Genomic DNA, 18,154 nt, shown 5'->3' with positions numbered 1-18,154 from the left:
GTTAATTTCTCAAAGTATTCTCATGCCTTTGAGAAAAAATTCTCACCACGATGAGAAAAAATACTCATGCCTATGAGAATATTTTCTCATAGGCATGAGTATGATTATGCATTACTACAGTCTTCTATTCCCTTCTCATCATTCGCGGACGAACCACATAATAAGCCACTAAACTGGCAAGGATGACACCCACCGAGTTGGCGGCAAAGTCCAGCCAGTCTCCTCCCCGATAAGTCGTGCAATATTCTTGCAGCAATTCCACACAGCCGCTGAACAGTATGGGACAGAGGAATGCCCCTACCCATGCGTGCCATAACGGTGCGTCATCACGACGATGCGCCCGCAGAAATTCCAGCCATAACATACCTGACATACCAAAGTACATACAGATGTGAACTAATTTATCTAAGTTAGGGATTTCATTCAAGTCCGTTTTAGGAGGTTTGAAGAAAGACAGATAAATCACAGTTAAGATGATAAAAAGTGAAATAGGATATTTCTTAATATAAGATAGCATATCTAAATAAAATTACGATTCCGGTACAAATATAACTATCATTTTCTATATTTGCATTTTAATACGTACATTTTATAACGATTTGTAAGACAAAACAAGATTTATGACGAAAATTGATAGAGCGAACTTCGGAAGTAAATTAGGCGTAATACTTGCTTCCGCCGGCTCGGCAGTAGGATTGGGAAACATCTGGAGATTTCCCTATGAAACGGGTAATCACGGTGGCGCAGCCTTTATACTGATCTATTTAGGATGCGTTTTTCTTTTGGGACTTCCCATTTTGATTGCCGAATTCCTAATCGGACGCCGTTCGAGGGCAAATACAGCGGGAGCCTATCAGAAATTAGCTCCCGGCACTCATTGGCGCTGGGTGGGACGCATGGGAGTCCTCGCAGCTTTTCTGATTCTCAGTTATTATTCCGTAGTGGCAGGATGGACGCTGGAGTATGTGTATGAAGCTCTTACGAACGGCTTTACGGGTAAGACTCCCACAGAATTCATCTCTTCCTTCCAGCAGTTCTCCAGCAGTCCGTGGCGACCGGTCTTGTGGTTGGTTCTGTTTCTGTTGGTTACTCATTTTATTATTGTCAAAGGCGTGGAGAAAGGTATCGAGAAATCTTCCAAGATCATGATGCCGACTCTGTTCATTATTATATTGATACTTGTAATCTGTTCGGTTACCCTGCCGGGAGCAGGTGCGGGTATCGAGTTTCTGCTGAAACCGGATTTCAGCAAGGTGGACGGAAATGTATTTCTGAGTGCGATGGGACAGGCTTTCTTCTCCCTTAGTCTGGGGATGGGATGTCTCTGCACCTACGCTTCTTATTTCAGCAAAGAAACCAATCTGACCAAGACAGCATTCAGCGTAGGGATTATAGACACGTTTGTAGCAGTATTGGCAGGCTTCATTATCTTTCCGGCCGCATTCTCCGTAGGCATACAACCGGATGCGGGTCCGAGCCTTATCTTTATCACACTGCCCAATGTATTCCAGCAGGCATTCAGCGGAGTACCGATATTGGCCTATATCTTCTCCGTCATGTTCTACGTATTGCTTGCCATGGCAGCACTGACTTCCACCATTTCCCTGCACGAAGTGGTCACCGCTTATCTGCACGAAGAATTCAACTTCACACGCGGCAAGGCAGCCAGACTGGTGACCGGAGGATGTATCTTCTTAGGTATCCTTTGTTCTTTGTCGCTCGGAGTGATGAAAGGATTCACCATCTTCGGATTGGGAATCTTTGACTTATTCGACTTTGTCACGGCTAAGATCATGCTGACACTCGGCGGTCTGTGCATTTCCATCTTTACCGGATGGTATCTCGACAAGAAAATCGTCTGGTCGGAGATCACCAATGACGGTTCGCTGAAAGTTCCCGTATACAAACTGATCATCTTTATATTAAGATATATTGCACCGATTGCCATCTCTCTGATCTTTATCAATGAGTTGGGACTTATCAAACTATAATGTGGAAAGACTTTTTTTATTTTACTAAAACCGAACGACAAGGCATTATCGTCCTTGTCGTTCTTGTTATAGGGGTATACACAATCCCCGCACTCTTGCAAGCTTTCTCCAGATCGGAGAAAACCGACCCGACTGAACAGGCGAAATCCGAAAAGGAATATAATGAATTTATCTCTTCCATAAAAGAAGCAAAGCAGGACAAGAAATATCCAGTTTACAGAGGCAAGTATTCATCGCCCGCCTATCCGAAAAAAGAAATCAGACCGGCAGCGTTCGATCCGAATACCGCCGACTCCGCCACTTTCCTCAGCCTCGGCTTGCCTCCCTGGATGGCGGGCAATATTCTGCGATACCGCAGAAAGCAAGGCAGATTCCGACGTCCGGAAGACTTTCGGAAGATATACGGGCTGACGGAAGAACAATACCGGACTCTTCAACCGTATATACGCATTGCCGAAACACCGGTTCTTCAAGATACCAGCCGGATATTAGTAGTACAAGCGACCGCACCATATGATACTTTAATGAAATACCCGCCGGGCACTATCATCGACCTTAATCAGGCGGATACTACCGAACTTAAAAAGATTCCGGGGATCGGAAGCCGGATTGCCCGATCGATTGTAAACCGTCGCCGGTTATTGGGAGGATTCTATCAGATAGAGCAGTTAGGAGAGATTCGGCTAAAAGCGGAAAAGCTCCGTTCGTGGTTCTCCGTGGATGCCGGAAAGATTCACCGGATCAACATCAATAAGGCAAGTGTAGAGCGAATGATGCATCATCCGTACATCAGCTACTATCAAGCCAAGATCATCGCAGAGTACCGGAAGAAGAAAGGGAAAGTAAGAGACTTGAAACAACTGATGCTTTACGAGGAATTCACACCCGCAGATTTTGAACGAATGGTGCCTTATGTTTGTTACGACTAAAATCGCATTTGTTGTGATATATAAAAAAAGATGCATTCCTATCACACCAGACAAGAATGCATCACACACAAACAAAACAAACACTCTACTGACATCTTCACAGACTTACGTAGAGAAGCGACTATAAATATATAGCTAAAAGATTGAACTCACACAATCTTCTAGTGATTTGGTATCCATTTTTAGAAGTTTGGTTTCCTTATTAATCTTTTTTAATTGTGCCATCCACCATATGTACCGTTCTATCGGTGATTTTGGCCAGTCCTTCATCATGGGTAACGATGACGAAAGTCTGTCCCAACCGGTCCCTCAGGTCGAAGAACAATTGGTGTAAATCTTCTTTATTATGTGTATCGAGACTTCCGGAAGGTTCGTCCGCAAGGATGACTGCCGGATGGTTAATCAAGGCACGTGCTACGGCCACCCGTTGCTTCTCTCCTCCCGACAGTTCGTTCGGCTTATGGGAAGCACGGTCGGTGAGTCCCATGAAAGCCAGTATCTCCATAGCACGTTCGTTTGCTTCCTTAGACGATACTCCGGCGATAAATGCGGGGATCATCACATTCTCCAACGCGGTAAACTCCGGCAGAAGCTGATGAAACTGAAACACAAAACCGATATTCTTATTGCGGAAAGCGGACAGTTCTTTCTCCTTCATCCGGCTGACTACCGTTCCGTCAATCGCCACTGTGCCCGCATCCGGTTCGTCAAGCGTTCCCATGATCTGTAAGAGAGTCGTTTTTCCGGCTCCGCTAGGTCCTACGATACTGACGATCTCACCTTTATTGATTTCCAGGTCAATGCCTTTCAGCACCTGCAAAGAACCAAAACTCTTGGTTATTCCTTCTAATTTTATCATAATAGCTTCTTAGATTCGTTTAATGACATATTCTGCCAGATAGCAGCCGAAGACTGCCGGCATATAGCTGACCGTTCCGCAGGTCGATTTCTTATTCCGTTCGTCATCCGTGAGCAATACCGCTTTCGGGTCCGCCTGTTCGGTACTGAATACGACGGGAAGTTTACGCTTTACTCCCATTTTCTGCAAACGCTTCCGCACCGCTTTGCTGAGTCCGCAGTGATAGGTATCCCAAAGATCGGCAAAGCGAATCTGCGTAATATCGCTCTTCGCGCCTGCGCCCATGCTGGAAACAATCTTTATATGACGCTTCATCGCTTCATAGATCAGAAAGCATTTGGGGCTGATCGTATCGATGGCATCCACTATGAAGTCAAACTTAGCGGAGTCCAACAGTTCGGGGATGTTCTCGTCTTTCAGATAGACGGGTAAAACGGTCAGTTCAATATCCGGATTGATGTCTTGGTAGCGTGCCGCCAACACTTCCGCTTTCGGCATCCCCAGGGTGGAGTGCATGGCAGGAAGCTGACGGTTCATATTGGTAGGCTGCACGGTATCCGCGTCTACAATCGTCATCCTGCCTACCCCAGCCCGGCAAAGCATTTCGGCAGCATACGCCCCCACGCCTCCCAGCCCGACAACCAATACATGCGAAGCACGGATACGCTTCATTTTCTCTTCTCCCAACAGGAGTTCTGTCCGTTGTTGCCAGTTATTTTCTTCCATCAGCTTTTCTTAAACCATTTATAAAACCATTTGCCCACCTTTTCATAATGCTGCGATTCGTTGTAACCACGCGGGTCGGAGAAAGACACAATCTCCTGCGGATCGCCGAACTGGTCGGGGTACAGGATAATCAGACTGTTGTTGGAGAAATACTTGCTCAGCTGTGCCGGCAGACGTTCAAAGGACGGATCATACGAGATAGAACCCCGACGGGCAGAGATGACAACGAATAAATGATCGTAGTTCACCTGTCCGGTCAGCAGCAGAAGGTCGCCCCACTCTTCGAGCAGAGAAAATTCGGTCGGGGTACCGCTGAATTTCTTCTTCACCAGTTGTTGCAGACGCATCAGTGTACGTTCGTTGGCAAAGAAGTGCACACGGCAGCCGAGAATGCTTCCCATCCGGCAGAAATGCTCTACCCATTTGGAAAAACCGGTTTCAAATTCGGCTTTGGGCGGAACGGCGATGATGATGCGGCGGAGCGTATTGACCGGCATCAGGAATTTGGCTATCATCACTTCGCGGTGAGTACCTTTCAGCAGGCTTTCGGCAAGGTTGCCAAAGAAGGAATCGACGATATTCGCCTTGCGGTGCAGACCGATCACTACATCCGTAGCCTCATATTCCTTAATCGTATGTATAATCCCCGAAGCAATGTTCAGATCGTAGCGGCTTACCATCGTCACCGGTACATCGGCGGCAGCGGCAATCATTGCGGCTTTTTCGAGATTCCGCTTGCCTTGCAGTTCCTTATTCTCCGAGCTGTTATTGTCATTAATCACATTCAGGGCAATCATGCCATTCTTCTGCTTGGCATCCTTGATCACCAGGGCGAGATTCACCAGGTTCTCAATCGTTTCCGGATTAGCTACCGGAATCAGAATCTGCTCCATCGCTTTCTTCGCTCCCTTATCTTCGGGCTGCGCATCTTCGTTCAGTGCAAACCGGCGGGCGGAACGTTCCGTTACCAGCGAACTGATGACACAGGTGAAAAGGATCATCACGACCGTACCGTTCAGTACGTCATCATTGAGCAGACGCTCTCCGTTTTCCATGATAATTTCGTGCCCGATCAGCACCGCTGCCAGCGTAGCCGCCGCTTGTGCATTACTGAGTCCGAAGATCATGCTGCGTTCATTGGGCTGCATACGGTAAATCTTCTGCGTGATCCATGCGGCAAGCCATTTGCTGAAAGTAGCTACCACTGTCATGACTACCGCCACTTTCAATGCTTCGCCCCCCGTAAACAGGCTTCTGACATCGATAATCATACCGACACCGATCAGAAAGTAAGGAATGAACAAGGCATTTCCCACAAATTCCAGACGGTTCATCAGCGGAGAGACATGAGGAATCAAGCGGTTCAGGACCAATCCGGCAAGGAAAGCTCCCAAAATTCCTTCCATTCCTACAAACTCCATCAGTCCGCCTCCGAGGAAAACCATCGCCAGCACGAACACGAACTGCATCACGCTGTCGTCATACTTCCGGAAAAACCAGCGACCGATGCGGGGAAAAAAGAAGATGATAAGGAAACCAAGGAAGGCTACTTTCGCAACGAGGAACACCCAGAACAGACCATCGACGGTGCCTTTAAACATTCCGCCAATAACGGCAAGGATGATAAGGGCAAGAGTGACCGTAATGGCCGTACCACCGATAGTAATATTGACACTGCGCAGACGGGATAATCCGTAACGGCTGATAATAGGATAAGCAATCAAAGTGTGAGAAGCGTACATACTGGCGAGCAGCACTGCGGTAAGGAAACCGTATCCCAGCATGCTCATACTGCTCCATATACCCAGCGCCATAGGAATCAGGAAAGTAAGCAAGCCGAAGACAACGCTCTTCATCCGGTTTTTCTTGAAGTCCTCCATGTCCATTTCGAGTCCGGCAAGGAACATGATATAGTAAAGCCCCACTTTACCAAACAGTTCGAAGCTGCTGTCACGGTCGAGCACATGGAATCCGTGTTCGCCGATCAGCACACCGGCCAGAATCATACCGATAATATGAGGTATATGAAGGCGCCCCAGAATCATCGGAGCAAAGAGAATGATAATTAGCACCAGAAAAAACACCCAAGTCGGATCAGTTATCGGTAACGCTAAATTGAATTCAAACAGGTTCATAGGTCCGTGGTTTTAGGATTTCTACGCAAAGGAACAAAAAAGTTCGCAGAATCACAATGCAGGTATTATAAATCTCATCCTCCTGTTTATTTAATAGGAATAATAGCAACAATTGCAGAAGGATAGTTGTTGGAGATAAAAAGAAAACTTAACTTTGCATCCATCCCAATAAAATGAACGCATTATGGCAAAAGGAATCCCATACGGCATATCGGACTTCAGCAGGCTGATAGACCAAAATTATTATTATGTAGATAAAACGCATTTCATTCCCCAGATAGAAGAAATAGCAAACTACCTTTTCCTTATTCGTCCCCGACGGTTCGGCAAGAGTGTATTTCTCACCATGATGCGTGCCTATTACGATATTTCACAGAAAGACCGTTTTGAAGAACGGTTCAGCAATCTATGGATCGGTAAGCACCCCACCCCGCTTCAGGGAATCTACCAGATGCTCTATTTTGACTTTTCCAAAGCAAACCTCGGACGTGGAAGTCTGGAAGACAACTTCAACAATTATTGCTGCATACAGTTGAACGACTTCTTCAGTACTTACCGTGAATACTACCAAGGCGAGAAGGAACTGGAGCAAATCATCGCTTCTACCGAAGCCGCTACAAAGCTGCATTGGCTGGAAGCCACCGCCCGCCGCCTGGGACATTTGCTCTACCTCATCATTGATGAATATGACAACTTTACGAATGTCATCCTGAGTGAACAGGGGAAAAACCTTTTCCGCGACCTGACCCACGCCAGCGGCTTCTACCGGGAATACTTCAAGCAGTTCAAGGGTATGTTCGAACGCATCTTCCTGATGGGGGTAAGTCCTGTCACGCTGGACGACTTATCCAGCGGATACAACATAGACTGGAATATCAGTGTGGACCCGCACTTCAATATGATGATGGGATTCAGCGAAACGGATGTACGGGAGATGTTCGGCTATTACCAGAAAGAAGGGGTGCTGAAAGGAGATATAGATGCCATGATTAATGAAATGAAACCGTGGTATGACAATTACTGCTTTGCAGAAGCCAGCTTGAAGACCGATCCGAGAATGTTCAATTGCGACATGACGCTATATTATTTGCGTCACCGGGTTAATTTCGACGCATCTCCCAAGGAATTGGTCGACAAGAATATCCGTACGGACTACAGCAAGCTGAAAATGTTGGCACGCCTCGACCATGAGAATGTGTCGGGGGGAGACCGCATGAGTACGATTGAAGAGATAGCTGCCAAAGGAGAGATACTGGTAAACCTCCACACATCTTTCCCGGCAGAGAAGATTGTTGAAACAGACAATCTCCGCAGCCTGCTTTATTATTATGGACTGCTTACAATGTGCGGCACACGTGGAGACCGTATTGTGATGTGCATTCCTAACAATTGCGTCCGTGAGCAGTATTTCGGATTCCTTCGGGAATACTACCAGCAGCGTAAGGAAGTATTCTTGCCTCACTTAAAAGATTTAATTGACGACATGGCCTTCGACGGACAATGGCGCCCTCTGTTTGAGTACATAGCCCTTGCCTATAAAGAAAACTCCGCCATCCGCGATGCCATCGAGGGAGAACACAATTTGCAAGGTTTCTTCAAAGCATACCTTGCTCTTGCTTCTTATTATCTGGTTCAGCCGGAATTGGAGATGAATTACGGATATTGTGACTTTTTCCTCCTGCCGGACAAATCCCGCTACCCGGACACGGCGCACAGTTATATTCTGGAATTAAAATACCTCCCGCGCACCGCCACCGATAAGGAACTGGAAGAACAGGCGGAAGAAGGCAGAGGGCAACTAAAACAATATAGCAGGGATAAAAAGGTAACGGCTATCAGTGAAGGGACTGCATTGCATTGCATTTTGCTCCAATTTAAAGGATGGGAACTGATAAAATGTGAAGAAGTATCTCCAAAATGCTGATTATATGATAAAATGTTCTAATTTTGCAGCGATTAACCACATTATTCACATTTAACAAAAGAAAAAGATGAAAGTAGCTATTGTTGGCGTAAGCGGAGCCGTAGGACAGGAATTCCTGCGCGTGCTCGATGAGAGAAATTTCCCGATGGACGAGTTAGTTTTGTTCGGTTCTAAACGCAGTGCCGGAACAACCTATACTTTCCGCGGTAAACAGATCGAGGTCAAACTCTTACAACACAACGATGACTTTAAAGGAGTAGACATTGCTTTCACTTCTGCCGGTGCAGGAACATCCAAGGAGTTCGAGAAAACAATCACCAAATACGGTGCTGTGATGATCGACAACTCCAGCGCTTTCCGTATGGACGCTGATGTGCCTTTGGTAGTGCCCGAAGTAAATGCCGCAGATGCGTTGGAGCGCCCGCGTGGCGTCATTGCCAATCCTAACTGTACAACTATCCAGATGGTAGTTGCACTGAAAGCCATCGAACAGCTTTCTCATATAAAAACCGTGCACGTATCTACTTATCAGGCTGCCAGCGGTGCCGGTGCTGCCGCTATGGACGAGTTGTACGAACAATACCGTCAGGTATTGGCCAACGAGCCTGTGACAGTAGAGAAGTTTGCTTATCAGCTGGCATTCAACCTGATTCCGCAGATCGACGTGTTCACGGAAAACGGTTATACCAAAGAAGAAATGAAGATGTATAACGAAACACGCAAGATTATGCACTCTGACGTGAAAGTCAGTGCAACCTGCGTACGTGTTCCCGCACTTCGTGCTCACTCTGAAAGCATCTGGGTGGAAACAGAACGTCCGATCTCGGTAGAAGAAGCCCGTGAAGCATTCGCCAAAGGCGAGGGTCTCGTTCTTCAGGACAATCCTGCTGAAAAGGAATACCCGATGCCGTTGTTCCTTGCAGGCAAAGACCCTGTGTACGTTGGACGTATCCGCAAAGACCTTACAAATGAAAACGGTCTGACATTCTGGATCGTTGGCGATCAGATCAAAAAAGGTGCTGCACTGAATGCTGTACAGATCGCTGAGTATCTGATCAAGGTAAAGAACGTATAAGATACATAGATAAAATGAAATAAAGGTCGGCTTGCTACACGACAATCGTCGCAGTGCAAGCCGATCTTCTTTATTTGCCTCGAAGTCACCAAGGCTTTCCTTTTCCCATCTCTCCTACAAGATTATTCTCCAAGAAGTAGTTCCAAATTCGGTTTCATGCCTTGAAACAAAAGGTTTCATGCCTTGGAACTAATAGTTTCAACCTTTGAAACCATTGGTTTCAAGCAATGAAACTAAAAGTTTCAAGCGCCTGAAACTATCCGAAACAACTGTCGATTGAAATGACTTGACCGTAACAACTGACTCATTTAACCTGTCCTTTCAAGCCATTTCAAACCATTTATCAGTCTATAATGAAGGAGTTGTCAGCTATTAACAACTGATTTCTCAGTTATTAATAGCTGGGATGCCAATTGTTAACAGTTGACACATCAGACATTAACATCCTGCAAATCAAAGCATAAAGCTAAACAAACGAGATTAAGTCCATGATGCAAGTGAGAGCAACCGTTTGCCCTCATACCTGCCGCCACAGTTGCTACCACACTGGAAACCACGATGAATAAAGGGATACAGACCGTTTGTTAGAGCATGAGAGCAAAACTGCTATCAAATCACTATGGAGAGAAATACCTATTTATGGGTACTCGCATACTCCCAAAATAGTCATTATTTGCGATTGTAGTATTAACGATATAGAACGAAATTTGCACAAAATTTGTTCTATGAGGTTTCTTACACTTAAAATAATGCTCTGCTTGCTTCTTTCTTTGATCATTTCCAGAATTGAAGCCAATACTAACAATTATTCTATTTCCGGTCGTATATCCGACGAAAGGACGGGTTCGCCGTTGCCCGGCGCATCCATTTTAATCAAAGGTACCTATTTGTGGGCTGTATCCGACCAGAAGGGGGAATTTACGATACAAGGAATACAGGAAGGCAAGTATCAATTGGAAGTTTCCTTCCTCGGTTATGTTCCGGCAACGGTTCCGGTGAATGTGAACAACAGCATCAAAGGATTAAAGATACAACTGAAGGAAAATACACTTGCCCTGAACGACGTAATCGTTACCGCACAAGCTCCGAAGACTGAACTGAACACCACGCTCAACATCGGGAGTAACGCACTGGAACATCTGCAGATATCGAATGTAAGCGATATTTCCGCCCTTCTTCCGGGAGGAAAGACGAAAGTCCCGGACTTGACCAGCAACAATATTTTCTCTCTGCGCGACGGAGGTTCATCCGCAGGCAACGCGGCTTTCGGAACGGCGATAGAAGTAGACGGAGTACGCATCGGCAACAACTCTTCTTTCGGCAATATGACCGGAATAGATACCCGCAGCATCTCTGTGGCCGATATCGAATCGGTAGAAGTCATCACCGGAGTACCTTCGGCAGAGTACGGAGACTTGAACAGCGGTATGGTCAAAATCCATACGAAGAAAGGGAAGACTCCGTGGAATGTACTGCTATCCATCAATCCCCGCACAGAACAGGTGTCCTTTTCCAAAGGGCTGGACCTCGGCAACGATAAAGGAATCGTCAACATAAGCGGTGAATGGATCAAGGCTACTCAAAAGCTTAATTCACCCTATACTTCTTATACCCGCAGAGGATTCTCCGCAGGTTACAGCAATACGTTCCGGAAAGTGCTCCGATTCGACATCGGGCTGACCGGTAACATCGGAGGAATGAATACGAAGGATGATCCCGACGCATATACGGGAGAATATACCAAAGTCAGAGACAACGTTTTCCGTGCAAACACGTCATTGGCATGGCTGCTCAACAAGTCATGGATTACCAACCTCAAACTGGATGCATCGGTGTATTACAATGATAACAAGTCGCATGCACATACACCTTATTCTTATGCGTCCGAACAGCCGGCAGTCCACGCTGAACAGGAAGGTTATTTCATTGCAGGCAAACTGCCTTACCATTTCTTTGCCGATCAGATTGTCGATTCCAAAGAACTGGATTATGCCGCTTCGTTGAAGTACGAATGGAACCGTCGTTTCAAGAACGTTACCAGCAATCTGAAAGCAGGCGTGCAATGGAAAGGAACAGGCAATGTGGGCGACGGAGAGTATTATCAGAATCCTTCGCTGGCTCCCAACGGATATCGCCCCCGTTCTTACTCGGCTTATCCGTATATGCACAATGTTTCGTTGTATGCGGAAGAAAGCCTGTCGGTAGCTGTCGGCAGCACCATGCTGAGGCTGATGGCGGGATTGCGTTGGGAGAATCTGTTCATCAGCGGAACGCAATACGACAAGCTGAACACACTGTCGCCACGTTTCAACGCCAGATGGCAGCTGAACGAAAACATAGCGATTCGGGGCGGATGGGGAGTGACCGAGAAGCTGCCTTCGTACTATGTACTCTATCCCCGACAGGAGTATCGGGATATTCAGACTTTCGGAGTCTCATACAATAACAATGAGTCGGCTTACGTCTATTACAGTCAGCCATATACTTTATTACACAACGAGAAACTCCGCTGGCAGAAGAATCAGAATGCCGAAATAGGAGTTGACATCAATGTAGCCCGCACCCGTATTTCGCTGGTAGGCTACTTTAACCGTACGAAGATGCCTTATAAATATACAAGTTCCTATACTCCGTTCGCATACAATGTTCTACAGTTGCCGGAAGGATTCGAGCTGTCCGCCAATCCGCAGATTACCGTAGACAATCAGACGGGCATGGGATATATACGGGACGATGAGGACAGTTACTGGACACCGCTGGACGTAAAGGTGAAAGACCAGACTTTCGTCAGGTCAACCTCTCCCGATAACGGACCGGACATCACCCGCAGAGGAGCGGAAATGATCATCGATTTTCCGGAGATCACTCCTCTCCGTACGCAGTTCCGTGTGGATGCGGCCTATACATATACCAAATACATAGACAATTCCTTGTCTTATTACTACCAAAACGGATGGTCGCACACCAGTCTCGCCAACCGTTCCTACCAATATGTAGGTATATATGCCAACGGCGACAACTCATCCACAACCGCCAACGGCAAGCGCACTCACTCGCTGGATGCCAATATCACAGCGATCACCCGTATCCCGAAAGCAAGGCTGATCATATCCTGCAAACTAGAAGCCTCGCTCATCAAGCGGTCGCAGAACCTCTCCGAATATAACGGTACGTCGTATGCGTTCAACGTCAGCGAAAACAGCAACGAGAAAACAGGAGGCAGCATCTACGACGGAAATTCTTATACGGCTATTTATCCGGTTGCCTACCTCGACCTGAACAACGAGGTACATCCGTTCACCGCCGCCGAAGCCGAAAATCCGGACTTCGCGCATCTGATACGTAAATCGGGCAATGCCTATACTTTCGCAGCCGACGGATATGATCCGTATTTCTCTGCCAATATCAGCATTACCAAGGAGATAGGCGATCATGTTTCGCTGTCGTTCAACGCGATTAATTTCACGAACTCACGGGCGTATGTGAAATCATACGCAACCGGAACCAGTGCAATCTTTACCCCGAACTTTTATTATGGACTAACCTGCCGCATTAAACTTTAGAAATATGAAACAACAGTCAATCTATATCGTACTGCTTTTCGTCACATCCTTACTCGGAGGATGTACGGACCTCGACAAAGGCAATCCTTACGAAGACCAGCTGCACACCTTGCAGGTGACTGCCGTCTATCCGGACGAATACGCGGAATACCTTCGGGAAGGCATCACCGTCCAAATCGAAGACATCGACCGCGGCAATTCCTACAAGACGGTAACCGACCAGAACGGTACAGCGCAATTCGCCCTGACCAACGGCATATACCGTATACAAATCAGTGATAAAGCCGACCAGCATATATTCAACGGACTGGCAGACAAGGTAAAACTCGTAAACGGGGATATCACACTCAACGTTCCGCTCACACACTCCAAAGCCGGTGCCATCATTATCAAGGAAATCTATTGCGGAGGATGTACCAAGCTGCCGCAGGAAGGTACTTATCAGGCTGATAAATACATTATCCTGCACAACAATGATTCCCAGACGCAGTATCTCGACCATTTATGCTTAGGTACACTCGATCCTTACAACTCCCAGTCCACCAACGTATGGGTGACGCAGGACGAAGCAACCGGAGCAACCATTTTCCCCGATTTCGCTCCTATCGTCCAGTGCATCTGGCAATTCGGCGGTAACGGCACTTCCTTCCCGCTGGCACCCGGTGCAGATGCAGTCATCGCCGTCAACGGCGCCATAGATCATGCCGCGCAATACCCGCTGTCGGTCAATCTGAACAAACCGGGATATTTTGCCTGCTACAACAATGTTTATTACTGGAATACGATGTATCATCCTGCTCCAGGCGACCAGATCAGCCGCGACCATTATCTGGATGTGGTCATCAAACTGGGACAGGCGAATGCCTATACATTCTCCATATTTTCTCCCGCCACTGTCATCTTCAAGGCTCAGGACACTACGATACAGGAGTATGTACAGCAAACAGGCAGTGTGATACAAAAGCCCGGCAGCACGGTAGATCAGGTCATCAAGATTCCGCTCGACTGGGTGATTGACGGGGTAGAGGTGTACTATGGCGGTTCGTCGAGCAACAAAAAACGCATTTCGCCTTCCATCGATGCCGGATATGTCAGTCAAAGCGCACTGTATGACGGACGCAGCCTGCACCGTCGGGTAGACGAGGAAGCATCGAAGGAGGCCGGTTATGAAATACTGGAAGATACGAACAACTCTTCCGCCGATTTTTATGAAAGAGAACAACAATCCCTGCATGAGTAATATGAAAGGAATATATATAGGATGTATGCTGTTGTGTATAGCAGCCGTAAGCTCGGCACAGACTTACGATGTTATCGAACGACGAAATTCATGGAATGCCGGAACAAACGTAACGGGAATCATGATGGACAGCGTCACCGTCTCCTACGCCGAAGTGTACGGCAAGAACAATCACGGTGACTTCCGCAACTACTACGAAGCCGACAAATTATGGAGTGCCGGTGCAGTAGCCAAGTCCATCACACACTTAAAGAAGTATTCTCTGATCGGCTCGTTCTCATTCGACCACACTTCCGGCAAAGATATGAGCGGCTCCATGTTCATTCATCCCGGATTTTATCCGGTAGACCTGCTGGAGTTTACCCCCGGCCGAAAGGATTTGCAAACTTATGCGTTTATGGGAGGTATAGCAGCAGATGCCGGCACCAACTGGCGCATCGGCGGAAAGATCGATTTCACCTCTGCCAATTACTCCAAACGCAAGGACTTGCGGCATACCAACTACAGACTGGACTTAAAAGTCGCTCCCGGCATCATGTATCATTCGGACCATTATGCGATCGGATTCTCTTATATTTTCAGCAAAAACAGCGAATCCGTTTCAGCAGAAGAGATCGGAACAGCCGCTACACCTTATTACGCATTCCTTGATAAAGGACTGATGTACGGTGCCTACGAAGCATGGTCGGGAAGCGGAGTCCATCTGAGCGAATCGGGTATCAACGGATTCCCCATCAAGGAACTGTCTCACGGAGCAGCAGTTCAGGCTCAATGGGGATCGCTTTACGGAGATGTGGAGTATCTGCATTCTTCCGGTACCGCCGGAGAGAAAGAGGTTATCTGGTTTAAGTTTCCGGCACACCGGATTACATCGCATCTGAGATACCGTTTCGCCAAAGGTAGTACCGAACATTTCCTGCGGATCAACCTCTCATGGTCACGCCAGACAAATGACGAGAATGTATTGGGACAGGAGATATCCAACGGAATCACGACTACCCATGTTTACGGTTCCAACCGGATTTTCGAAAGAAAGGCTTTATCCGTTCAGCCCGAATATGAGTTGATCGCTCCTAAAGGAGAATTGCGTGTCGGAGCCGAGATTTCGTCATTTAAAAGCATGACTACCCAAATGTACCCTTATGTCGCGTCACAGACAATGACTTGTGGACGGGTTTACGCATCCGGCGTACTTCATGCCGGAAGGTTCGATGTGAAAGCTGCCGCAAGTTTATCCATAGGAGACTTCACGGAGAAGAGCAGGACTACTGAAACGACAGCCGAACCGGGCGATCCTCCATACCGCCTGACAGATTATTACCATCTGCAGAATGAGTATGCAACTGCCCCACGGGCGACAGTGAACGTCGGATTACGCTATCACTTTCATCGGGGAATTTATGCCGAAATACAGGGCGGATATACGCACGGTTTCAACCTTGAATATATAGCAGGTTCGAGCCGTTGGAATGAGACGATTAAGTTAGGTTATACATTTTAAAATTATTCATTTACATAATATAAAACTATCAAATGATGAAAAAGGGGATATTATTTGTGCTGACAGCAGCATTTCTGGCATCTTGCCAGCAGGAGGAAAACGAGGGAGTAGCATCTGTGGACCGGGTGACCATCACTCCTATTATCACACGTGCCACAGAGGTTAATTTCGAAGATCAGGATCAGATCGGATTGAGTGTCACTAAAGAAGACGGCACTGTATATGCCACCAACGAGCTTATGACTTTCAATGACGGAGCTTTCGCCGGAAGTCTGAAATGGTATCCCGAAGGAGCAGACAAGTCTTCATTCGTGGCTTACTATCCTTACAGCGCAACCGGTGTACCGACTTCATTCACCGTGCATGCCGACCAGACCACCAACTACGGAATTTCCGACTTTATGGCGGCAAGCAAATCCGACGTACTTCCTTCGGTGAACTCCATCAGCATGATCTTCAAGCACATGCTGACCAAACTGGTTATTAATGTGACAAACGAAACGAATTTGGATATTTCATCTATAGTGCTCAAAGGTTCTGTTCCTACTGCCAATATCGATTGGGCAACCATGAAGACAACCGTAAACGAGAGCGCCGCCACAGACATCACAGCACAACAAGTGACAAAGAATAAGACTTTTCGTGCCATTGTAGTCCCGCAGACGGCTGCGTTCACTCTTGCAGTAACAACTTCAGATAACAATACATTGATGCAAAAGCTCGTATCCACAGATTTAGTTCAAGGCGGACAATACAGTGTCAATATACGTGTATTACCCGATAATATCATCGTTACACTCAGTGGTGAAATCGAGAACTGGACAGACGAGGGAGAGATCAAGGGAGATGAGCCGGAAGTTCCTTTTGAAGAGCATGACGGATATTTCATCTATGACGGCATCACCTACAATACGGTAACTCTCTCCAACGGAACAACATGGATGGCGGAACCATTACGCTATGTACCGGATGGATATACTCCGTCAAGTGATCCGGCTGCAGATTCTCACATCTGGTATCCGTACGAATTGGGTACAGTTGACGGTACACTTACCGCTAAAGCATTGCAGGACGAAGCCTCTATCAAGCAGTACGGTTATCTCTACGACATTCATGCCGCACTTAGCGGCAAAGCAGTTACTCCGGAAAACTGCTACGACTTTGAAGGAGCACAGGGCATCTGTCCGAAGGGATGGCACATCCCGACTCGCGCCGAATATTTCAGCCTTGTAGGTAATTCGACCAAAGATGTGGACGGCAATAGTCTGGAAAACGGAAAAGACGCTCTTTTCTATGACACAGCATATGACGGTGGTAAAATCCCGACACTCAACGAGGCTAAATTTAATTATCAATTCTCGGGAGTACGTATGTCAACCGGTTATTCAGCCGTCCCCAAATATCAGGCAACGGCAATAACCAGCAGCAACAGTACGGTAACCGAATGGTTTGGAAAACCCAGTATGAGTTATTACATGACTTCAACTGCATATAAGCCTATTTATAGTACAAGCACCGGCGACCTGACCAATATTCAGTTCTTCGGACTAATGAGCACATTCTCAATGGCGAAGTATCCGGAAGGCAGATTGTCTCTGAGTTATATCAGTGTACTTAGCGGTCAAACAGTTCGTTGTGTAAAGAACCAGAACTAAAAGCCATTTGCAAGTTCATAAAAAAGAATATAAACTACATAAAAACAAAAAGTAACAATGAAAACAAAAAAGCTAAGCATCGCAATCGCTCTACTGGCGGTTGCCGTTATCGGAACCTCTTGTGGAAACAAACAGCAGAAAAGTTCCTCGGACACAACAACAGAACAGACCACTTCGTCTGCTTTAGAAATTGACTCTCTTCTTGCAAATGCAGAAAACCTTGCAGGAAAAGAAGTAACCATCGAAGGCGTTTGCACACATACCTGCAAGCATGGCGCCAAGAAAATCTTCCTGATGGGCAGTGACGACACACAAGTGATCCGCGTAGAAGCCGGCACACTGGGAGCATTCGACCCGAAATGTGTGAACTCCATCGTCCGCGTCACCGGAACACTAAAAGAACAACGCATTGACGAAGCCTACCTCCAAAACTGGGAAGCACAACTCAAAGCGCAAGCTGCCGAAAAACACGGAACCGGTGAAGCCGGCTGTGACACAGAGAAGAAAGCACGCGGCGAGACAGCCAACACGCCCGAAGCCCGTATCGCCGACTTCC

The 18,154-nt window shown here is 47.0% G+C and carries 13 protein-coding genes; 9 read left to right on the top strand and 4 right to left on the bottom strand.

The genetic code is table 11. The annotated features are described in order from the left end of the window. Positions 1-124: 124 nt before the first annotated feature. Positions 125-517 carry a hypothetical protein gene (locus DW640_RS14400; protein ID WP_117578568.1) on the bottom strand — a complete coding sequence of 131 codons (393 nt, stop codon included), beginning with the start codon at positions 515-517 and terminating at the stop codon, positions 125-127. A gap of 103 nt (positions 518-620) precedes the next feature. Here DW640_RS14400 and DW640_RS14395 point away from each other — a divergent pair, with 103 nt between their 5' ends. Further along, the gene (locus tag DW640_RS14395; protein WP_008762587.1) at positions 621-1,991 is read left to right on the top strand and encodes a sodium-dependent transporter; all 1,371 of its coding nucleotides are present in this window, start codon (positions 621-623) and stop codon (positions 1,989-1,991) included. Continuing rightward, entirely contained in the window at positions 1,991-2,920 is a 930-nt protein-coding gene (locus tag DW640_RS14390) for a helix-hairpin-helix domain-containing protein (protein ID WP_117578567.1), read from the top strand. The genes DW640_RS14395 and DW640_RS14390 overlap by 1 nt, the downstream gene beginning before the upstream one ends. Positions 2,921-3,122: 202 nt before the next feature. On the opposite strand, the gene DW640_RS14385 is transcribed toward DW640_RS14390, so the two are convergent. Genes DW640_RS14385 through DW640_RS14375 form a run of 3 tightly spaced genes read right to left on the bottom strand, consistent with a single transcriptional unit; the run spans position 3,123 to position 6,640 of the window. Then, the gene (locus DW640_RS14385) at positions 3,123-3,779 is read right to left on the bottom strand and encodes an ABC transporter ATP-binding protein (RefSeq protein ID WP_008762585.1); all 657 of its coding nucleotides are present in this window, start codon (positions 3,777-3,779) and stop codon (positions 3,123-3,125) included. Positions 3,780-3,788: 9 nt separating this feature from the next. Then, complete coding sequence (locus DW640_RS14380; protein WP_022472078.1) at positions 3,789-4,505, bottom strand: ThiF family adenylyltransferase; 717 nt, start codon at positions 4,503-4,505, stop codon at positions 3,789-3,791. Next, the gene (locus tag DW640_RS14375) at positions 4,505-6,640 is read right to left on the bottom strand and encodes a cation:proton antiporter (protein WP_008762583.1); all 2,136 of its coding nucleotides are present in this window, start codon (positions 6,638-6,640) and stop codon (positions 4,505-4,507) included. Before DW640_RS14375 ends, DW640_RS14380 begins: the two co-directional genes overlap by 1 nt. Before the next feature lie 184 nt (positions 6,641-6,824). On the opposite strand from DW640_RS14375, the gene DW640_RS14370 reads away from it, so the two are divergent. The 7 genes from DW640_RS14370 to DW640_RS14340 all read left to right on the top strand — a co-directional run. Further along, a complete protein-coding gene (locus DW640_RS14370) occupies positions 6,825-8,564 on the top strand; it encodes an ATP-binding protein (RefSeq protein ID WP_117578565.1) in 1,740 nt (579 codons plus the stop codon). Positions 8,565-8,631: 67 nt separating this feature from the next. Next, a complete protein-coding gene (locus DW640_RS14365; RefSeq protein WP_008762581.1) occupies positions 8,632-9,639 on the top strand; it encodes an aspartate-semialdehyde dehydrogenase in 1,008 nt (335 codons plus the stop codon). Between the two features lie 749 nt (positions 9,640-10,388). Then, positions 10,389-13,202 (top strand): TonB-dependent receptor, encoded by a 2,814-nt coding sequence (locus DW640_RS14360; RefSeq protein ID WP_062695796.1) that lies wholly within the window; start codon positions 10,389-10,391, stop codon positions 13,200-13,202. Positions 13,203-13,206: 4 nt separating this feature from the next. Further along, a complete protein-coding gene (locus DW640_RS14355) occupies positions 13,207-14,442 on the top strand; it encodes a DUF4876 domain-containing protein (RefSeq protein WP_062695797.1) in 1,236 nt (411 codons plus the stop codon). Further along, a complete protein-coding gene (locus DW640_RS14350) occupies positions 14,435-15,943 on the top strand; it encodes a DUF6850 family outer membrane beta-barrel protein (protein ID WP_117578563.1) in 1,509 nt (502 codons plus the stop codon). The genes DW640_RS14355 and DW640_RS14350 overlap by 8 nt, the downstream gene beginning before the upstream one ends. A gap of 32 nt (positions 15,944-15,975) precedes the next feature. Beyond that, positions 15,976-17,598, top strand: a complete 1,623-nt coding sequence (locus DW640_RS14345; RefSeq protein WP_117578561.1) for a fimbrillin family protein — start codon at positions 15,976-15,978, stop codon at positions 17,596-17,598. Between the two features lie 57 nt (positions 17,599-17,655). Then, positions 17,656-18,154, top strand: a 499-nt coding sequence (locus tag DW640_RS14340) for a hypothetical protein (RefSeq protein WP_117578559.1), incomplete at its 3' end; no start/stop codon positions are given.

Source organism: Bacteroides sp. AM23-12, from assembly GCF_003434395.1.
In the GTDB taxonomy this organism is placed as follows: domain Bacteria; phylum Bacteroidota; class Bacteroidia; order Bacteroidales; family Bacteroidaceae; genus Bacteroides; species Bacteroides thetaiotaomicron.
The sequence above is the reverse complement of the archived record's forward strand: the minus strand, read 5'-3'. Positions and strand labels throughout refer to the sequence as shown.